Source organism: Nocardiopsis sp. KDC1DS13DA1 (genome assembly GCF_055632325.1).
The window spans coordinates 22,427-39,815 of the sequence record NZ_JBVMUY010000016.1; the positions used below are offsets into that span (position 1 = coordinate 22,427).

15 protein-coding genes are annotated in these 17,389 nt (G+C 71.6%); 5 read left to right on the forward strand and 10 right to left on the reverse strand.

The genetic code is table 11. The features are described 5' to 3' along the window. The first annotated feature begins 23 nt into the window (after window positions 1–23). Together fabF and ACTVAJ_RS11335 are read left to right on the forward strand one after the other, a co-directional pair. A complete protein-coding gene (gene fabF / locus ACTVAJ_RS11330) occupies window positions 24–1,262 on the forward strand; it encodes a beta-ketoacyl-ACP synthase II (RefSeq protein ID WP_470388073.1) in 1,239 nt (412 codons plus the stop codon). A 302-nt stretch (window positions 1,263–1,564) separates the two neighbouring features. Then, window positions 1,565–2,743: an EAL domain-containing protein gene (locus tag ACTVAJ_RS11335; protein WP_470388074.1), complete on the forward strand. Its 1,179-nt coding sequence runs from the start codon at window positions 1,565–1,567 to the stop codon at window positions 2,741–2,743. A gap of 252 nt (window positions 2,744–2,995) precedes the next feature. Here the strand turns inward: ACTVAJ_RS11335 and ACTVAJ_RS11340 are convergent, their stop codons facing one another. Next, window positions 2,996–3,946 (reverse strand): SGNH/GDSL hydrolase family protein, encoded by a 951-nt coding sequence (locus ACTVAJ_RS11340; protein ID WP_470388075.1) that lies wholly within the window; start codon window positions 3,944–3,946, stop codon window positions 2,996–2,998. Between the two features lie 643 nt (window positions 3,947–4,589). Between ACTVAJ_RS11340 and ACTVAJ_RS11345 the strand changes: the two genes are divergently transcribed. Together ACTVAJ_RS11345 and ACTVAJ_RS11350 are read left to right on the forward strand one after the other, a co-directional pair. Next, window positions 4,590–6,902 carry a hypothetical protein gene (locus tag ACTVAJ_RS11345; RefSeq protein WP_470388076.1) on the forward strand — a complete coding sequence of 771 codons (2,313 nt, stop codon included), beginning with the start codon at window positions 4,590–4,592 and terminating at the stop codon, window positions 6,900–6,902. Window positions 6,903–7,038: 136 nt separating this feature from the next. Further along, window positions 7,039–7,785 carry a DUF2470 domain-containing protein gene (locus ACTVAJ_RS11350; protein WP_470388077.1) on the forward strand — a complete coding sequence of 249 codons (747 nt, stop codon included), beginning with the start codon at window positions 7,039–7,041 and terminating at the stop codon, window positions 7,783–7,785. Between the two features lie 377 nt (window positions 7,786–8,162). Here the strand turns inward: ACTVAJ_RS11350 and ACTVAJ_RS11355 are convergent, their stop codons facing one another. Further along, complete coding sequence (locus tag ACTVAJ_RS11355) at window positions 8,163–9,605, reverse strand: aminotransferase-like domain-containing protein (protein ID WP_470388078.1); 1,443 nt, start codon at window positions 9,603–9,605, stop codon at window positions 8,163–8,165. A gap of 40 nt (window positions 9,606–9,645) precedes the next feature. Here ACTVAJ_RS11355 and ACTVAJ_RS11360 point away from each other — a divergent pair, with 40 nt between their 5' ends. Continuing rightward, window positions 9,646–10,497, forward strand: a complete 852-nt coding sequence (locus ACTVAJ_RS11360) for a DMT family transporter (RefSeq protein ID WP_470388079.1) — start codon at window positions 9,646–9,648, stop codon at window positions 10,495–10,497. Window positions 10,498–10,620: 123 nt separating this feature from the next. Here the strand turns inward: ACTVAJ_RS11360 and ACTVAJ_RS11365 are convergent, their stop codons facing one another. From ACTVAJ_RS11365 to ACTVAJ_RS11400, 8 genes are read right to left on the reverse strand one after another with little or no spacing between them, the layout of a single operon-like run. After that, complete coding sequence (locus tag ACTVAJ_RS11365; protein WP_470388080.1) at window positions 10,621–10,992, reverse strand: metal-sulfur cluster assembly factor; 372 nt, start codon at window positions 10,990–10,992, stop codon at window positions 10,621–10,623. Beyond that, on the reverse strand, window positions 10,989–11,465 hold the full coding sequence (gene sufU, locus ACTVAJ_RS11370; RefSeq protein ID WP_470388081.1) for a Fe-S cluster assembly sulfur transfer protein SufU: 477 nt from the start codon (window positions 11,463–11,465) through the stop codon (window positions 10,989–10,991). Before sufU ends, ACTVAJ_RS11365 begins: the two co-directional genes overlap by 4 nt. 19 nt (window positions 11,466–11,484) lie before the next feature. Further along, complete coding sequence (locus ACTVAJ_RS11375) at window positions 11,485–12,783, reverse strand: cysteine desulfurase (protein ID WP_470388082.1); 1,299 nt, start codon at window positions 12,781–12,783, stop codon at window positions 11,485–11,487. Between the two features lie 2 nt (window positions 12,784–12,785). Beyond that, a complete protein-coding gene (gene sufC, locus ACTVAJ_RS11380) occupies window positions 12,786–13,547 on the reverse strand; it encodes a Fe-S cluster assembly ATPase SufC (RefSeq protein WP_470388083.1) in 762 nt (253 codons plus the stop codon). Between the two features lie 8 nt (window positions 13,548–13,555). Continuing rightward, window positions 13,556–13,891, reverse strand: coding sequence for a non-heme iron oxygenase ferredoxin subunit (locus ACTVAJ_RS11385; protein WP_470388084.1), 336 nt, complete (start codon window positions 13,889–13,891; stop codon window positions 13,556–13,558). Continuing rightward, complete coding sequence (gene sufD, locus ACTVAJ_RS11390; protein ID WP_470388085.1) at window positions 13,884–15,044, reverse strand: Fe-S cluster assembly protein SufD; 1,161 nt, start codon at window positions 15,042–15,044, stop codon at window positions 13,884–13,886. The genes ACTVAJ_RS11385 and sufD overlap by 8 nt, the downstream gene beginning before the upstream one ends. Before the next feature lies 1 nt (window position 15,045). Then, the gene (gene sufB / locus ACTVAJ_RS11395) at window positions 15,046–16,458 is read right to left on the reverse strand and encodes a Fe-S cluster assembly protein SufB (protein WP_017598412.1); all 1,413 of its coding nucleotides are present in this window, start codon (window positions 16,456–16,458) and stop codon (window positions 15,046–15,048) included. A gap of 19 nt (window positions 16,459–16,477) precedes the next feature. Further along, window positions 16,478–17,239: a helix-turn-helix transcriptional regulator gene (locus tag ACTVAJ_RS11400; RefSeq protein WP_470388086.1), complete on the reverse strand. Its 762-nt coding sequence runs from the start codon at window positions 17,237–17,239 to the stop codon at window positions 16,478–16,480. Window positions 17,240–17,389 lie beyond the last annotated feature (150 nt).

A 17,389-nucleotide genomic window follows, 5' to 3' on the forward strand; every position in this document is an offset into this window, starting at 1 on the left:
TCCACGAGAAGGGCGATCGGATCATGTCCAAGACCGATGTCGTCGTCACCGGCCTCGGTGCCACCACCCCCCTCGGGGGTGACGTCGCGACCACATGGTCCGGGCTCCTCGACGGCCGCTCCGGTGTCACCATGCTCGACCCCGACTGGCACGAGACGCTCCCGGTGCACTTCGCCGGGCGCATCGCCCAGGAGCCCTCCGAGAAGCTTCCCCGGCCGAGGCTGCGCAGGCTCGACCGTACCCAGCAGTTCGCCCTGATCGCCGCCGAGGAGGCCTGGGCCGACGCGGGCAGCCCCGAGGTCGACCCCGTTCGCCTCGGTGTCGTCGTCTCCAGCGGTATCGGTGGCATCCTCACCATCCTCGAGCAGTACGACACCTTCCGTGAGAAGGGCTGGAAGCGGGTCTCCCCGTTCACCGTGCCCATGCTCATGCCCAACAGCCCCGCCGCCGCGGTCTCCCTGGAGTACGGCGCCCGGGCCGGTGCGCACGCCCCGGTCAGCGCCTGCGCCTCCAGCGCCGAGGCCATCGGCAACGCCGTCGACATGATCCGCGACGGCCGCGCCGACGTCGTGATCGCCGGCGGCACCGAGGCCGCGATCCACCCGCTCAACATCGCCTCGTTCGCGTCCATGCGCGCCCTGTCCACGCGCAACGACGACCCGCAGGGCGCCTCCCGCCCGTGGGCCAAGGACCGCGACGGGTTCGTCATGGGCGAGGGCGCCGGGATCATCGTCCTGGAGTCGGCCGAGCACGCCGCCAAGCGCGGTGCCCGCGTGTACGCGCACGCCGCCGGCGTGGGCTACACCGCCGACTCCTACGACATCGTCCAGCCCGACCCCGAGGGGGCGGGCCAGGCCCGGGCGATCAACCTGGCCCTGGCCGACGGCGGCCTCGCGCCGAGCGACATCGTGCACGTCAACGCGCACGCCACGTCCACGCCCGCCGGGGACGTCGGGGAGACCCGCGCGATCCGCAGCGCTCTGGGTGAGGCGGCGGCCGACCAGGTCGCCGTCAGCTCGACCAAGTCGATGACCGGCCACCTCCTGGGCGGCGCCGGAGCCGTGGAGTCGATCGCCACGATCCTGGCCCTGCACGACGGCCGCATCCCGCCGACCATCAACATCAGCGAGCTCGACCCGGAGGTCGTCGTGGACATCGTCCGCGACAAGCCCCGGGACATGCCCGCCGGTGACGTGGCGGCCATCAACGAGTCCTTCGGCTTCGGCGGCCACAACATCGCCCTGGCCTTCCGCCGGGCCTGACCCGGCCGTCTCCGGGGTGCCACGGCGTTCCCCGTGGCACCCCGCCCCTCCGCTGGTCCCCGCCGTCCGCGGCGCGGACCAGCGACCGGTTTCCGGCCGGGCTGCGCAGGGGGTTCCGGTTGCGCCCGCCTCGCGCGCGCCCCGCGACGGCACCCCGGTCCGACCCGGTCCGATCGGGGTTTCGGGCCGTTCCGGTACACGGTGACCGTCCGTGCCGGGACGGGTCTTCGCGCAGGTGAAGGTCTGCTGAACAGCAGCGCACAGGTCTTTTTCCCGGGTTCCGGGCACGTCACCATGGAAACGTGTCTGTCCACTCACCCCAGCATCTCCTAGAGAGCCCCCGTACCGACAAGAGCGCTCCGGCGCCCCGACGTCCCTCCAGCGCCGTGACCTACCGGCCCGTCGTGGACCTGGACTCCGGTGCCGTCGTGGCCGTCGAGGTGGTCACCCCTCTTCCGCCCGCCAACCGAAGCGGCATGGCCGAGGTGACCACCCGCGAGCAGATGATGGTCGCCGAGTGGCTGCTGACGCTGGTCAGGGAGGCAGCGAGTACGGAGAGCCTGCTCCCGATCCTCCTGCCCCTTCCCGCGCGCATGCTGACCGCGGGCGACGACTTCGTCTCGCTGGTCGACAGCCGACTGCGCCAGGCGGGTCGACGGCCCCGCGACATCACCTTCATGCTCACCGCCGACCTGGCCGACCTACCCCGCCAGACCGTCACCTCCGGGGTGGCCCGGCTACGGGCCACCGGGTTCCGCTGCGGCTTCGGCACGGCGCTGATCCGTCCGGACCTGATCCTGGAGACCACGCCGTTCCTCATCCGCCTCGACCCCACGATCGTGTCCGAGGTCTCCTCCGACCAGCGGCGGACGACCATCGTGGAGGGCCTGGCCCGGCTCGGTCGGGGCAGCGGCGTCTACGCGATGGCCTCGGGGGTGTCGAGCTCCGACGACGTCGTCCGGTTGCGCCGCTGCGGCCTGCGTGTGGGAACGGGCGCGTTCTTCGCCGACGACGACTGGCGACCGGGCGAGCGCGTGGCCCAGGTCCCCGAACCGGCCACCACCGACCAGGACGCGAGTGAGTCCGGCCCGCAGATCACCGAGTTCATGCTTCCGCCGGTGGGGTTCGACGCCGACTCCACCGCCGAGGAGATCCTGGACGCGTTCACCGGGGACCCGGCGCTCAACAGCGTCATCCTCATCGACCACCGCGACCGCCCGGTGGGCGTGATCGACCGGACCCGTTTCCTGCTGTCGGTGACCGGTCGGTACGGGCACGCGCTGCACGCCAAACGGCCCTCGATGCGGTTGGCCGAGCCGCCGCGGACCGTGCCCGCGTGGATGTCGGCGCTCGCCGCGCTGCGGGTGGCCGGCCAGGACAACAGCCGTGTCTACGAGGATCTGATCGCGACGAACTCCTACGGACAGGTCGTCGGCGTGGTCCATGTGTCCGACCTGATCCAGTCGCTCTCACGCAGTTGACCGGAGTCCGCCCCGCCCCTCCCGGGCGGGGCGGCGGGGGTGCCGAGCCGCGGGCGTCCGTCGAGGGCGGTGGCGGGCGGTCCGAAGCGGAGGACCCAGCGGGTTTCCGTTCGGGCACCGGCAGGGTGCTGCAAGACGAGTCGAGCCGCGCAGCGAGGAACGAGCGACAGGCGAAGACAAGGATGAAGCATCCCTGCCTTGAGGGGGCCCGAACACGGTCCGAAGCCAAGCGGAGGACCCAGAGAACACAGCCTAGTGACTGGGCGTGGGCCCCTTGGTGCCCGAGGGGCTGCTGGTCGGTGTGCCCCCGTCCGCCGGGTCGAACCGGCCGGGTTCCACCCCCCGCTCGATGTCCCGCACCATCCGCTCCCGGGTCGCCTCGTCGTGCAGGTGGTCCAGCGTGGGGCGCTTGGGCAGGCGTCCGTCACCCGAGGAACGGCCCAGGGCGCGGCGGCGCAGCCACGGCACCAGGTACTGGCGGGCCCAGCGGCGGTTCTCACGGCGGCGCAGGATCCGCGGCAGCTGCTGGGGAGGGGTGCTCCAGGGATCGGTCCACGACTCCCGGGGCCCCATCGGGAATCCGAGCAGGTCGGCGACACGGGCGGCGACGATCTGGTGGCCGGTGCCGTTGAGGTGCAGGCGGTCGTCGCTCCAGGCGCGGGAGTCGGTGAGCGCGTTGAGCGCCCACAGATCGACGATCTCGGTCCCCGTGCGCTCGGCGACCGCGCGCATGTGCATGCTGAACACCGCGATGCGACCGCGGTAGTAGCGCAGGACGGGGATCCATCCGGTGTCGTGGCCGGACAGGATGACGACGCGGATCCCGGCGTCGCTCAGACGCCGGATGCCCTCCTCGAACTGTTCGGCGAGCTGGTCGAGGTCGCCTCCGGGCCGCAGGACGTCGTTGCCGCCCGCCAGGACCGTGACCAGGTCCGGCTTCCACTCCAGGGTCTGGTCGAGCTGCTCACCGAAGATGTGCCGCATCCGGCGTCCGCGCACGGCCAGGTTCGCGTAGCGGAAGTCGGGCGTGTACGAGCCGAGGTGCTCCGCGAGGCGATCGGCGAAACCCCGGTACTCACCGTCGGGACCGCTGTCGTCCTCCATCCCCTCGGTGATGCTGTCACCGATCGCGACGTAGGACCGGATGGTGTCCGGTCTGGTGGCTCGCGCGGCCGCTGGGGGATTCGTCTCTACGTCTGTCACGTCAACCAATCGTCCGGCTCGACCGTCCCACGCTCGCGAGGCGCCGAGGGCGCGCGGGAACGGAAGTCTGGCAGGGGCCGCGGATGCCGCCGCCCCGATCCGAACACCGTCGACCCAGGTCGACCGCTGGGCGGCCACCCGACCGAAGGGCGTTCGGACGAGGACAGTGCCCGCCCAGCATACCCGCGCCCGACGTCAGCGCGCCGGTATGGGGAGGGTTCGGGACGCATCGGGAGCGCGGCCTGGGCCGGACCCCGGCGCGCCGGACAGGCGCGGGATCCCCCGACCGGAACGGGCCACACACATCGGATGTCCGATATGAGGTGGATCACATGCGAAGCGAGCGGTTCGCCCGCGATGGTCCTTGTCACCGTTGCCACACGAGTGGATCACAGTCGCGTCGACCGAGACCGGAACGTCCTGGGGGTACCCATGCGGCCCCAGGCCACGTACGATCTCCGACAAGTACTCACGGCGCCCCTGTCCCCCGGCCTGCCGTGCCCACTCACGGCACAACCGACCGGTACCCGCCGGTCCGGCCCCCAATGGGTGAAGGGCGCGTACTGTGGTGCACCGAACCGAAGGCCCGTGCGGTTCCTCCCCAATTCACGTGCAGTCACCAGGAGGTCGAGGTCCCCAGCGGATGAACGCCGTCTCCCCGATCTGCCTCGTCGACCTCGCCCCCGCCCTGCGGTGGTCGCGTTCGCCGGACGTGGCACCCCTGCTCCAGCACGACCGGCTCATCGACGGCTGGTGGCACTCGTTGCCCGTGGCCCGGGTACTGGACATCGCCGGGCCGCCCTGGCTCGCACACGGCCTCGCCCGGCTGGCCACCGAGCAGTGGGCCCACGTCCCGCTCGGTGAGTTCCTACCCAGTCTGCGCACCCAGACGGTGGACTGTTCCGACCTGGCCGAACCGGTACGCGGCGCGGTCACCTCCACGGCGGGCGACTGGGAGCACCTCATCTCCGCCACCCCCCAGGAGATCCGCGAGTGGCCGATCCCCGGCTGCGGCGCCCTCGACATCGTCAGCACGGTCGCCTGGCGGGCGCTCCAACCCTGCTGTGAACTGCCCGGCGGCCCCACCCCCTCACCCGCCCTGATGCTGGAGGCCGTCCGCACGGTCTCCCACTGGCTGCCGGACTCGGCCCCCGAACACGTACGCAACGCGCTGGACTACCTCATCACCGCCACCGGCGTGGCCGACGGGTCGGAGGTCTCCGAGGGTGCCGGACTCGACCCGGCACCTCCGCAGACCCCGGCGACCCGCGCCATCCGCACCCTCAGGGCGCTGCGCGCCCAGCGCGCCGAGGAACTGCCCGGTCCCGAGGGAACCGGCGAGGTCGTGGCCGCCGCCGTCGGCCACGACACCGCGCCCACCGGGATGGTCAGCTCCGCCGCGATGATCCCCGGCGGAGCCCCGGGCACCGAGGCGGCGACCGCCCAGCCCGCGGCCGCGGAGGGGGTCGGGGACCTGCGGTCGCAGTTCCGCAGCTCCCTCCTGGGCCCCGGCCGCACCCTGCGCCGGCCCTCCTTCGGCCCGCCCAAGGCGATGCGCTCCGAACCCGCGGAGGAGCCCCCCGCCCCCTCCCTCGGCGAACACCCGCTGGTGGACCTGGTCGACGGCATGTTCCGCTCCTGGCCCGACCTGGAGCGCACCGTGGCCGCCGAACGCCTCTTCGCCACCGACCCCATCAGCATCCGGGTGCTCTCGGAGCAGATCGCGGTGGACGTCACGGAGATCCGCGCGGCCCAGCGCAGGGTCGAGGAGCGCCTGCTGCGGTGGCTCAACTCCCCCGAGGGCGCACCGATCACCAAGCACCTGCGCGAGCTGTCCGAGCAACTGGGTTCGGCGACCACCATCGACCGGCTGATCAACGCCCACGCCGACCACCCGGTGAACGTACCCACGCTGCACACACCCCTGTGGCGCGTGGTCATCACCCTGTTCACCGACCGGCGGATGCACAACGGCTGGTTGATCGCCGACGACCCCAACCGCCTGCGCTGGCAGACCCGTGAGCTGCTGGGCGACGGGCCGAGCCTGACGGACGCGGGACTCCGCCTGGGCCGGATCGGCATCCGCCAGCAGGAGCTGCGGGCCTGGCTGCTGAGCACTCCGGGGGTGAGCCTCAAGGACGGGCACGTGTTCGTCGACACGTCGGTGCCGATGGAGGCGCCCACCAACCCGTCCGGCGCTTCGGACGGCTCGGGTGCGCGGACCGAGAACGGGCTGCCGATCCGCCGCCGTCCCGACGGCTCCGCGCACGAGGAGGTTCCGGCCGCCCCGTCGCCGGATCTGCACCAGTACAGACCAGCGCACGACCGGCCTCCGTCGGCCCCGCCCCCCGGCCCCGCGCCCTCCGGCCCGATCCCGACCGTCCCCCCGCCCCCCGCGGCCGCCCCCGCGGCACCCGTCGCTCCGGGCGATCCCGCCATGGCGGCACGCTGCTTCCGCGCCCCGGACGGACGCTGGTGGCACCGGGTCGACATCACGGCCGACCACCTCAACGGCGCGCCCGTGGCGGTTCCGGCGGGCTACGCCACGCACCTGGGCCTCCAGCCGGGCCGACTGCTGTGTCTGACCGCCCCCGGCGCGGACCTGCTCGTGCTGGTGTGGCGCGACCAGCCCGCGTTCGACTCACTGCGACCGCTCCTGCGCCGACAGGCGGCACAGCCCGGCGACCGGGTGTTCATCACCGTGTCCGGGGACCGGCTCGACGCGCGCAAGCTCCCGGCCGCCGACATGAGCGGTTTCTCCCCCGCCGCGCGGGCCCTGCACCTGAGCGGCTACACGGCGCACGCCTCCACCGAGGAGTCGTTGCGGATCCTGGCCCACCGGATCAGCGACGACGCAGTGCCGGCGGACCTTCAGGCACTCGTCGACCGGTTGGAGCTGCGCGGCGACACCGACATCGCCGGGGAGCTGCGCTCCGGCCTCTTCGCCGCCCGCTGACCGTTTCCCACCGTCACCTCACCGGCCCCCGGGTTCCTCCCCCGGGGGCCCGGTCGTATCGGAGGCGTCCGGGACTACCCTCCCCGACGGAAAAGCATGTAGGTTAGCCTTACCTAAGAGAGTTGAGGTGATCCTCATGCGCGCGTCCCGCCGTGCCCTGGAGCCGTCCCCCGCCGAACGGGCGCGTTCGGTCCTGGCCCGACCCAACCCCGCGACCGTGACGACCTCCGCACTGTCGCTGGATCTGACCGCCCCCGTCTGCCACACCGGCCCCGGCGACGAGATCACGCTGCTGGTACCCGACGACCACCGGCTCCTGTCCGAGATCGGCCCGGACCCGCTGGAGGCGACTGTCGAGTTCGTCGACACGGCCCCGCTGGACCTGCGCGACCCCACCCGCTCCCTGCTGTGGATCAGCGGCGGCCTGAGCGTCCCGGATCCCGACGAGGCACGCGAGCGCGCGCTGGAGGTGCTGACCAGGGACCCGGACGAGCGCCTCCTGGACCTGGGCCACGGACACGCCATGGTCGTCCTGGTCCCCTCCCTGGTCGTGCACTCCGCACAGGAGGGCTGCCACCTGCTCCACCCCGGCGAGTTCGGCCGCGCCCCCGCCGACCCGTTCGGCCGTTGGGAGGGGCCGTGGCTGCGCCACCTGGAGCGGGACCACCCCGACGTGCTGCACGCCCTGGTGGACCGCTGCCCCCTCCCCCTGCCGGACGGCCGCCCCCGCCCGCTGGGCGTGGACCGGTTCGGTCTGCTGCTGCGGCTGGAGTCCGTCGACGGCGACCACGACGTGCGCATCCCGTTCCGCCGACCGGCCCGGACCCCGCACGACGTCGCACGCGAGGTGCACCTGCTGGCCGGAACCGACCATCACCGCTGAGGCGGCTCCCGTCGGACCCGCGTCCCATGCCGTCCGGTGATCGGCGCGACCTCGAAGGCGGTGACCCCGCAACCGGCGGGGAAGGGCGCGACGGCCCGGCCGAGGACCCGCCCGGGCGGACCAGCGCCACAGGGGCCGGGGCCACCGCGGCGACGGCGACGGCCGCACCGTGCAACCCCGGGAACGTGTACACGGCGGAACCGGTCGCCCCCGACATGACCGGGACCGGGCCGGCGGGGCCGAAGGCCCGGTCACCGGCGAACACCACGGCCACGGCGGTGGCCGACCAGGCGACGCCCCGCCGGGGGGCTTTCGGGGGAGGCGTCCACGCCAGCATCGTCCCCTGCGGTGCACGGGTCCCGCATGAGTACCTCCACTCAGCGCAGGACCCCGGCGAGCGCCCGCACCCCCTCGTCGGTCTCCTGGGGCCCCGCGGTGGCCGCGAAGCTCAACCGCAGGTGCGGCCCGGTCGGCTCGGCCGGGAAGTAGGCGCGCCCCGGAGCGACGGCCACACCCGCCCTCAGCGCCTCCGCGACGACCCCGGCCTCGTCCGTCCCCTCGGGAAGGGGAAGCCACAGGTGGTAGCCGCCCAGGCGCGAGACCGGCTGCTCCCACCCGGGTAGCTCCCTGAGCAGCGCCGCGCTCATCGCGGTGCGGCGCTCGGCCAGGCCCGCCGCCAGCCCGCGCAGGTGGCGGCGCCAGCCGGGGGAACCGACCAGTTCCAGGGTCGCCTCCTGCAGGGGGCGCGGCACGAAGAAGCTGTCGACCACCTGGATGGCGCGCAGACGGCGCAGCACCGGCCCACGGGCGGCCAGGGCACCCACCCGCAGGCTGGGCGAGGCGGCCTTGGTCAGCGAGCAGACGTGGACGACGGTGCCGTGCTCGTCGTCGGCGGCCAGGGGCGGGGGCAGGGGACCGGCGTCGGAGTGGGCCATGCGCCGGGCGAAGTCGTCCTCGACGACGAACGCGCCCGCCGCCCGCGCGATGCGCAGGACCTCCGGCCTGCGTTCGGGTGCGAGCACGGCCCCGGTGGGGTTCTGGAAGAGCGGCTGGCAGACCAGCACGCGCGCCCCGGTGGCGCGGAAGGCGCCCTCCAACAGTTCGGTACGCAACCCGTCGGCGTCGACCGGCACGGGCACGGGACGCACCCCGGAGGCGCGCGCCACGGCGAGGAGCCCCGGATAGGTGGGCGACTCCACCAGGACGGACCCGCCGGGAGGCGCGAGGGCGCGCAGCGCGGTGGTGAGCGCGCTCTGCCCTCCCGCCGTGATCAGGACGTGCGAGGCGTCCAGCGGACCGGCGGGTCCGGTGATCTCACGGGCGAACCACCCGCGCAGCTCCTCGACCCCCTCGACCGGCGGCTGCCCCCACACGCCCGGTCGGCGCGCGGCGCCCGCCAGCGCGGAGGCCAGAGCCCGTTCGGGTCGGAGGGAGGGGTGCGGATACCCGCCGTGGAAGGCGATCGCACCCGGCGGCGGCGCGGAGAGCGTCGCCAGGACCCCGGAGTCGTCGACCGTGCGGGGGACGGAACCGCCGGGCCCCGCCGCGGTCTCCGCGCTGAGCGCCACCTCCTGCCACGAGGTGTCCCCTCCGCGGTGGGCCGGGGCCGACCGCCGCGCCCGGAAGGCCCCGGAGCCGGGGCGGGTGACGAGCAGACCCTCGGCCGCGAGTCGGGCGACGGCGCGCGAGACGGTACCGGGGCCCACGCCGTACCGATCCATCAGGGCACGGCTCGACGGCAGCTTCTCACCGGGTTGGTAGCGCTCGAGGTCACGGCGCAACGATGCGGCCAGAACCGTGACACTGCTACTCTCACTCATGAGAGTAGAGAATAGCGCTACCACCACGAAATCGGTAGCGGTGCGCACCGGGACCACCCTGGCCGCACTGGGCGTCCTGGGCTTCTCGTTCAGTTTTCCGGCCACGGCCTGGGCACTGGATGGTTTCGGCCCGTGGACGGTGACGGCGCTGCGGTGCGCCCTGGCCGGTCTGCTGGCCGCCGTGGTGCTACGGGTGGCACGGGTACCGCTACCCGACCGCCGGCAACTGGTACCGATCGCGGTCGTGGCCCTGGGGTGTGTGGTGTTCTTCCCGCTCCTGAGCACACTCGCCCTCCAGACCACCTCCACCGGGAACGCGGCGGTCATCGTCGGCGCCATGCCCATCGCCACGGCCAGCTACGCGGCGGTGCGCACGGGCGTACGGCACTCCCCCGTGTTCTGGGCCGCCGCGGTGTGCGGGGCCGCCGTCGTCGTGGCGTTCACGTTCCTGCGCAGCGGCGGCGTCCCCTCGACCGGAGACCTGTTCGTGCTCGGCGCGGTCGTGGGCGGTGCCGCGGGGTACGCGGAGGGCGGGCGCCTCGCCGCGCGGACACCCGGGTGGCAGGTCATCTCCTGGGCGTTGGTGTTCTCCCTGCCCGCGGCCGTCCCGGCGGCGGCGGTCGCCCTTGCGCTGGAGCCCGTGAGCGTCACCCCGACGGCGCTGGGCGGCATGGCCTACCTGGTGCTCGTCAGCCAGTTCGGCGGGTTCGCGGTCTGGTACGGCGGTATGGCCGCCATCGGCGTCGCCCGGGGCAGCCAGCTCCAGCTCGCCCAACCTCTGCTCACCCTGACGTGGGCGGTCCTGTTCATGGGTGAGTCGCTCGCCCTCGGCGCACCGGTCACAGCGGTGGCGGTACTCGCCTGCATCATCGTCACCCAGCGCGCGCGTTGACCGAGGACGCCCCGGGAGACCGTTCCGGGAGCGGTGTCCGGGCCGACGCTGCGGCCAGGACACAGCGCACAGGGGTGGGCCGGTGACCCCCCGGGTCCCGGCCCACCCCTGCAGGAACGTCCCTCAGACGTTGAAGCCCAGCATGCGCAGCTGGTCCCGCCCGTCGTCGGTGATCTTGTCCGGACCCCACGGCGGCATCCAGACCCAGTTGATCCTGACCTCGCGCTCGAACTCGTCCAGGGCGCTGGTGGCCTGGTCCTCGATCACGTCGGTCAGCGGGCACGCCGCACTGGTCAGGGTCATGTCCAGGGTGATGACGTCGGCGTCGGCGTTCACCCCGTACAGCAGACCCAGGTCCACGACGTTCACGCCCAGCTCGGGGTCGATCACGTCCTTGAGCGCCTCGCTGATCTCCTCGACCAGCTGCTCGGCCTCCGGGGACAGCGGGGCCGCGGCCTCCGCCCCCTCGGCCTTGGCCGTCTCGTTCTCGCTCATCGGGCGCCTTCCTTCTCCAGGGACTTCGACACCGCGTCCTTCCAGGCCATCCACCCCAGCAGGGCGCACTTGACCCGCGCGGGGTACTTCGACACACCGGCGAACGCCACCGCGTCCTCCAGCACGTCCTCGTCGGGCTCACCCTGGCCCTTGGACTGCATCAGCTCCGTGAAGGCATCCAGGGTGCGCATGCCCTCGGCGACCGTACGTCCGATCAGCAGGTCGGTCAGCACCGAGGTGCTGGCCTGGCTGATCGAGCAGCCCATGCCCTCGTAGGAGACGTCGGTGACGATCGCCCCCTCGTCGAGGGCCGCCCCGTTCGCCGGGGTCAGCGCAACCCGGAGCGTCACCTCGTCCCCGCACGTGGGGTTGATGTGGTGCGCCTCCGCGTTGTGCGGATCCCGCAGCCCCTTGTGGTGGGGGTTGCGGTAGTGGTCCAGGATGATCTCCTGGTACATCGCGTCCAACTGCATGGTCAGGCTGTTCCTCGCTTCAGGGCCGGGTTCCGAAGAACCGCTGCGCGTCCTGGATCGCCGCCGCGAGCGCGTCCACGTCCTCCAGGGTGTTGTAGAGGTAGAAGGACGCACGCGTGGTCGCGGGGATACCGAGCTTGCGGTGCAGCGGCCAGGCGCAGTGGTGGCCCACCCGCACCTCCACACCCCGGTCGTCCAGGACCTGCCCCAGGTCGTGGGGGTGGATGCCGTCCACGACGAACGACACCGCTCCACCGCGGTCCACGGCCTCGGTGGGGCCGACGATCCGCACGCCCTCGATGGCGCCGACCCGCTCCAGTGCGTACTCGGTGAGACGGTGCTCGTGCTCGGCCACCCGGTCCATGCCCACCTCGCTGAGGTAGTCACAGGCCGCGGCCAGACCGACCGCCTGCGGCGCCATGGGCACCCCGGCCTCGAACCGCTGCGGCGGCTCGGCCCAGGTGGAGTACTCCATGTGCACGACGCCGATCATGGACCCGCCGGTGATGAACGGCGGCATGGCCTCCAGCAGCTCCCTGCGGCCCCACAGGACGCCGATCCCGTTGGGACCGAGCATCTTGTGCCCGGAGAAGGCCAGGAAGTCCACGTCCAGCTCGGCGACGTCCACCGGCATGTGCGGGACCGACTGGCAGGCGTCCAGCAGCACCAGCGCACCGACCTCGCGGGCGCGGGCGACGATGGGCGCCACCGGGTTGACCGTTCCCAGCACGTTGGACTGGTGGGCGAAGGCCACCATGCGGGTGCGCTCGTTGACCAGCTCGTCCAGGCCGGACAGGTCCAGACGGCCCTCCCCGGTGACCGGGAACCACCGCAGCGTGGCCCCGGTGCGCTGGCACAACTGCTGCCAGGGCACCAGGTTGGCGTGGTGCTCCATCTCGGTGACGACGATCTCGTCCCCGGGCCCCACCTGGAAGCGGCGGAGCCCGTCGTCGGCCGTGGCCGCGTTGCTCATCGCGTAGGCGACGAGGTTGATCGCCTCGGTGGCGTTCTTGGTGAACACCACCTCGCCGGGGACCGCCCCGACGAACCGGGCGATGGTCTCCCGGGCCGCCTCGTAGGCGTCGGTCGCCTCCTCCGCGAGTTGGTGGGCGCCGCGGTGCACGGCCGCGTTGTGGCGCTCGTAGAACTCGCGTTCGGCGTCCAGTACCCGTCTCGGCTTCTGGGAGGTCGCCCCTGAGTCGAGGTACACCATGGGGCGCTCGTCGCGGACGGTCCGGGAGAGGATCTCGAAGTCCTTCCGGATCGTCTGGGTGTCGAGCGGGCCCGCCTCGGGCCGACCGAACTCGCGGAGGGTCACGGTTATGCGCCCGCCTTCACGAACCGCTCGTAGCCCTCGGCCTCCAGGACGTCGGCCAGCTCCGGGCCACCGGACTCGGCGACGCGGCCCTGCGCGAAGACGTGGACGAAGTCCGGCTTCACGTAGTTGAGGATGCGGGTGTAGTGGGTGATGAGCATGACGCCCATCTCGCCGCCGGCCTTGGCGCGGTTGACGCCCTCGGACACGACCTTGAGCGCGTCGACGTCCAGGCCGGAGTCGGTCTCGTCCAGGATGGCGACCTTCGGCTTGAGCAGCTCCAGCTGGAGGATCTCGTGGCGCTTCTTCTCACCGCCGGAGAAACCCTCGTTGACGCCGCGGGCGGCGAAGGCCGGGTCGATGGACAGGTCCTTCATCGCACCCTGGAGCTCCTTGGAGAACTGGCGGAGCTTGGGGGCCTCGCCGCGCACCGCGGTGACGGAACTGCGCAGGAAGTTGGACATGGACACGCCCGGGACCTCGACCGGGTACTGCATGGCCAGGAAGACGCCGGCGCGGGCGCGCTCGTCGACGCTCATCTCCAGGATGTTCTCGCCGTCGACCAGGACCTCGCCCTCGGTGATCTCGTAGCGGGGGTGGCCCGCGATCGCGTAGGCGAGGGTGGACTTGCCCGAGCCGTTGGGGCCCATGATGGCGTGGGTCTCACCGGAGTTGATGGTCAGGTCAACACCCTTGAGGATCTCCTGCCGCTCGTCCTCTCCGATCAGGACGTCGGCACGCAGACCGCGGATTTCGAACTTCGTCATATCAAGCCTCAGGAATTCTTCTCATCCAGCGACACGAGCACGTCGTCGCCGTCGATCTTCACGTCGTAGGTGGGAACCGGCTGGGTGGCGGGCGGGTTGATCGGCGCCCCCGAGCGCAGGTCGAAGCAGGAGCCGTGCAGCCAGCACTCGATGGCGCCGTCCTCGACCTCACCCTCCGACAGGCGGACCTCCGCGTGCGAGCACACGTCCCGCACGGCGAAGACCTCGCCCTCGGAGCGGACCAGCGCCAGAGGGGTCTGGTCGTCGAGTTCGATCCCCAGGGCCCCCTCCTCGGGGACCTCGGAGAGCTCGGCGACCTTCACCCACTGCCTGGTCTCACTCATGGGCCGCCAGCTTCCGCTCGACCTTGGCCATGATGTCGTCGCGCAGCTCCTCGACCGGGATCCGGTTGATGAGCTCCAGGAAGTAGCCGCGGATGACCAGGCGGCGCGCCTCGTCCTCCGGGATCCCCCGCGAGCGCAGGTAGAACAGGTGGATGTCGTCGAGGCGACCGCTGGCGGCGGCGTGCCCGGCGCCCTCCACCTCACCGGTGAAGATCTCCAGGTTGGGTACCGAGTCCACGCGGGTGTCGTCGGTGAGCTGGAGGTTGCGGTTGTGCTCGTAGGAGTCCGTGCCGGTGGTGCCCTCGCCGATGATCACGTCACCGATCCAGACACCGTGGGCGCCCTTGCCACTGAGCGCACCCTTGTACTCCACCCGGGAACGGGTGTGCGACAGGTTGTGGTCGATCAGCGAACGGTGCTCGTGGTGCTGACCGTCGCCCGTGAAGTACAGGCCGTGCAGCTCGGCGTTGCCGCCCCGTCCGGTGTAGGCCACCTTCGGGGAGAGGCGGACCAGGTCGCCGCCCAGGGTGACCACGATCGACTTGAACGTGGCGTCCTTGGCGACCTGGGCGTTGTGCTGCGTGACGTCGACGGCGTCGCCGTCCCAGTCCTGGACGCTGACCAGCGTGAGGCGGGCACCCTCGCCGACGTGGACGTCCACGCTGCCCGCGCGCACACCGGTACCGGTCTGGTTGAGGACGACGACCGCCTCGGCCAGCGGCTTGACGTCGATGACGTACTGGTCGAAGCGGGTCCCGCCCTGGGCCTGGCGGTTGACGGTCACGTGCCGGTCCAGGGCCCTGCCCTGCGCGACGGTGACGACCGTGGCCTCCTCGAAGGAGGTGTGCGCCTGGGCGACCACGCGGTCCGCGGGGAAGCCCGCCTTGCCGACGCGGGAGTCGTCGCGGCCGACGCGCTCCACCGTGACGCCCTCGGGGGCGTCGACGTCGAGCTTGTCGGTGCCGTCGGCGACGGCACTGCCGTCGTGCAGGCCCCTGAGGCGGCGGATCGGGGTGAAGCGCCACTCCTCCTCACGGCCGTTGGGGACGGGGAAGTCGTTCACGTCGAAGGACCCGTGGGTGGCCAACTTGGAGAACGGGATGTCCCCGAGACCGTGACTGTGGGCCTTGGGTTCGATGCTCGGGCTGGTCAACTTAACCAACCGCTCCTTCCATCTGAAGCTCGATCAGCCGGTTCAGTTCCAGCGCGTACTCCATGGGCAGCTCGCGCGCGATGGGCTCGACGAACCCGCGCACGATCATCGCCATGGCCTCGTCCTCGTCCATCCCCCTGCTCATGAGGTAGAACAGCTGGTCCTCACTGACCTTGGAGACGGTCGCCTCGTGCGCGAGTTCGGCGTCGTCCTCGCGCAGGTCGTTGTAGGGGTAGGTGTCCGAGCGGCTGATGGTGTCGATCAGCAGCGCGTCGCACTTGACGGAGGACTTGGCGTGGTCGGCGCCCTCCTGGACCTGCACCAGACCCCGGTAGGAGGCGCGGCCCCCGCCGCGTGCCACCGACTTGGAGATGATGGTGGAGGAGGTGTTGGGCGCGCAGTGCACCATCTTGGAACCGGTGTCCTGGTGCTGGCCCTCACCCGCGAAGGCGATCGACAGGGTCTCGCCCTTGGCGTGCTCGCCCATGAGGTAGACGGCCGGGTACTTCATGGTGACCTGGGAACCGATGTTGCCGTCGATCCACTCCATGGTGGCGCCCTCTTCGGCGACGGCGCGCTTGGTGACCAGGTTGAAGACGTTGTTCGACCAGTTCTGGATGGTCGTGTAGCGGCAGCGCGCGTTCTTCTTGACGATGATCTCGACGACCGCGGAGTGCAGCGAGTCCGACTTGTAGATCGGCGCGGTGCAGCCCTCGACGTAGTGGACGTAGGCGCCCTCGTCGACGATGATCAGCGTCCGCTCGAACTGGCCCATGTTCTCGGTGTTGATCCGGAAGTAGGCCTGGAGCGGGATCTCCACGTGCACGTTCTTGGGCACGTAGATGAAGGATCCGCCGCTCCACACCGCGGTGTTGAGCGCGGCGAACTTGTTGTCGCCGGGCGGGATCACCGAGCCGAAGTACTCCTCGAAGATCTCCGGGTGCTCCTTGAGGGCGGTGTCGGTGTCCAGGAAGATGACACCCTGCTCCTCCAGGTCCTCACGGATCTGGTGGTAGACGACCTCGGACTCGTACTGCGCGGCGACGCCGGCCACGAGGCGCTGCTTCTCGGCCTCGGGGATGCCCAGCTTGTCGTAGGTGTTCTTGATGTCCTCGGGCAGGTCCTCCCAGGAGGCCGCCTGCTTCTCCGTGGACCGCACGAAGTACTTGATCTTGTCGAAGTCGATCCCCGACAGGTCCGCGCCCCAGTTGGGCATGGGCTTCTTGTCGAAGAGCCGCAGGGACTTGAGACGGAGCTTGGTCATCCACTCCGGCTCGTCCTTCTTGTCGGAGATGTCGCGAACGACCTCTTCGTTGAGACCGCGACGGGCCTTCGACCCGGCCTCGTCGGAGTCGGCCCAGCCGTACTCGTAGTTGCCGAGCCCTTCGAGCTCGGGGTGCGCGATAGACGTCATGCGCGGACTCCTCCTGGACTCAGACGTCCTTGTGGTGTTCCGGACCGCCCGCCCCCTGGCGGACGGCGTTGGTCGCGGGGGTGCCGTCGTCCCCCCTGGGGGTGACGTGCGTGGTGCACACACCGTCTCCGTGGGCGATGGTGGCCAACCGGCGCACCGGGGTGCCCAGAAGCCGCGAGAAGGCCTCGATCTCGGCCTCGCAGAGCTGCGGGAACTCGGCGGCGACGTGGGCGACGGGGCAGTGGTGCTGGCACAGCTGGTCGCCGCCCCCGGGTGCGGGCGCCCGGCCCGCGGTGGCGGCGTAGCCGTCGTTGGACAGGGCCTCGGCCAGGAGCCGGACGCGCTGTTCGGGAGGAACCGCGTCGAGCTGGGGCCTGTAGCGCCTCTCCAGGTCGGCGACCTGACGCTGGGCGAACTCGCCGACGGCCTCGGGGCCGGCGGTCTCCGCCAGGAAGCGGAGCGCGCTGGAGGCGAGGTCGTCGTAGGCGTGGACGAAGGCGTCCCGCCCGGCCTCGGTGATGGCGAAGACTCGTGCCGGGCGACCCCTGCGCCGGCGTCCGCCGACGGGTCGCGCGTCACGGGCCTCGACCATGCCCTCGCTGGTCAGGTTGTCGAGGTGACGGCGGATGGCCGCCGGGGTGAGCCCGAGCCGCTCCCCCAGCGAGGAGGCGGTGATCGGACCCTGTTCGAGGATGAGCCGCGCCACCCGCGCGCGGGTGCCGTTCTCGCCCCCGCGGTCGGGACCGGACATCGGGCGGGGCACACTGGACACGTCGGACACAGTGCTCCCCTCCCTTCTCCGGACGCCGCTCGTGTTTTAGACAACATCAGTGTGGCCTAAATAAGTCCGCGTAGGCAAACCCGCATTCATGCCCTTCGTCACGAAGGTCAGCCTTGCCTAACAGCGAATTCACCCGACGGCCATCGGCGC

What these genes read in the sequence shown, in the direction of transcription:
- sufC (WP_470388083.1), bottom strand. Translation starts at nt 13,547, where the DNA reads ATGACGAAGTTCGAAATCCGCGGTCTGCGTGCCGACGTCCTGATCGGA.
- sufU (WP_470388081.1), bottom strand. Translation starts at nt 11,465, where the DNA reads ATGCAGTTGGACGCGATGTACCAGGAGATCATCCTGGACCACTACCGC.
- ACTVAJ_RS11385 (WP_470388084.1), bottom strand. Translation starts at nt 13,891, where the DNA reads ATGAGTGAGACCAGGCAGTGGGTGAAGGTCGCCGAGCTCTCCGAGGTC.
- ACTVAJ_RS11365 (WP_470388080.1), bottom strand. Translation starts at nt 10,992, where the DNA reads ATGAGCGAGAACGAGACGGCCAAGGCCGAGGGGGCGGAGGCCGCGGCC.
- ACTVAJ_RS11355 (WP_470388078.1), bottom strand. Translation starts at nt 9,605, where the DNA reads ATGAGTGAGAGTAGCAGTGTCACGGTTCTGGCCGCATCGTTGCGCCGT.
- sufB (WP_017598412.1), bottom strand. Translation starts at nt 16,458, where the DNA reads ATGACGTCTATCGCGCACCCCGAGCTCGAAGGGCTCGGCAACTACGAG.
- fabF (WP_470388073.1), top strand. Translation starts at nt 24, where the DNA reads ATGTCCAAGACCGATGTCGTCGTCACCGGCCTCGGTGCCACCACCCCC.
- ACTVAJ_RS11345 (WP_470388076.1), top strand. Translation starts at nt 4,590, where the DNA reads ATGAACGCCGTCTCCCCGATCTGCCTCGTCGACCTCGCCCCCGCCCTG.
- ACTVAJ_RS11350 (WP_470388077.1), top strand. Translation starts at nt 7,039, where the DNA reads ATGCGCGCGTCCCGCCGTGCCCTGGAGCCGTCCCCCGCCGAACGGGCG.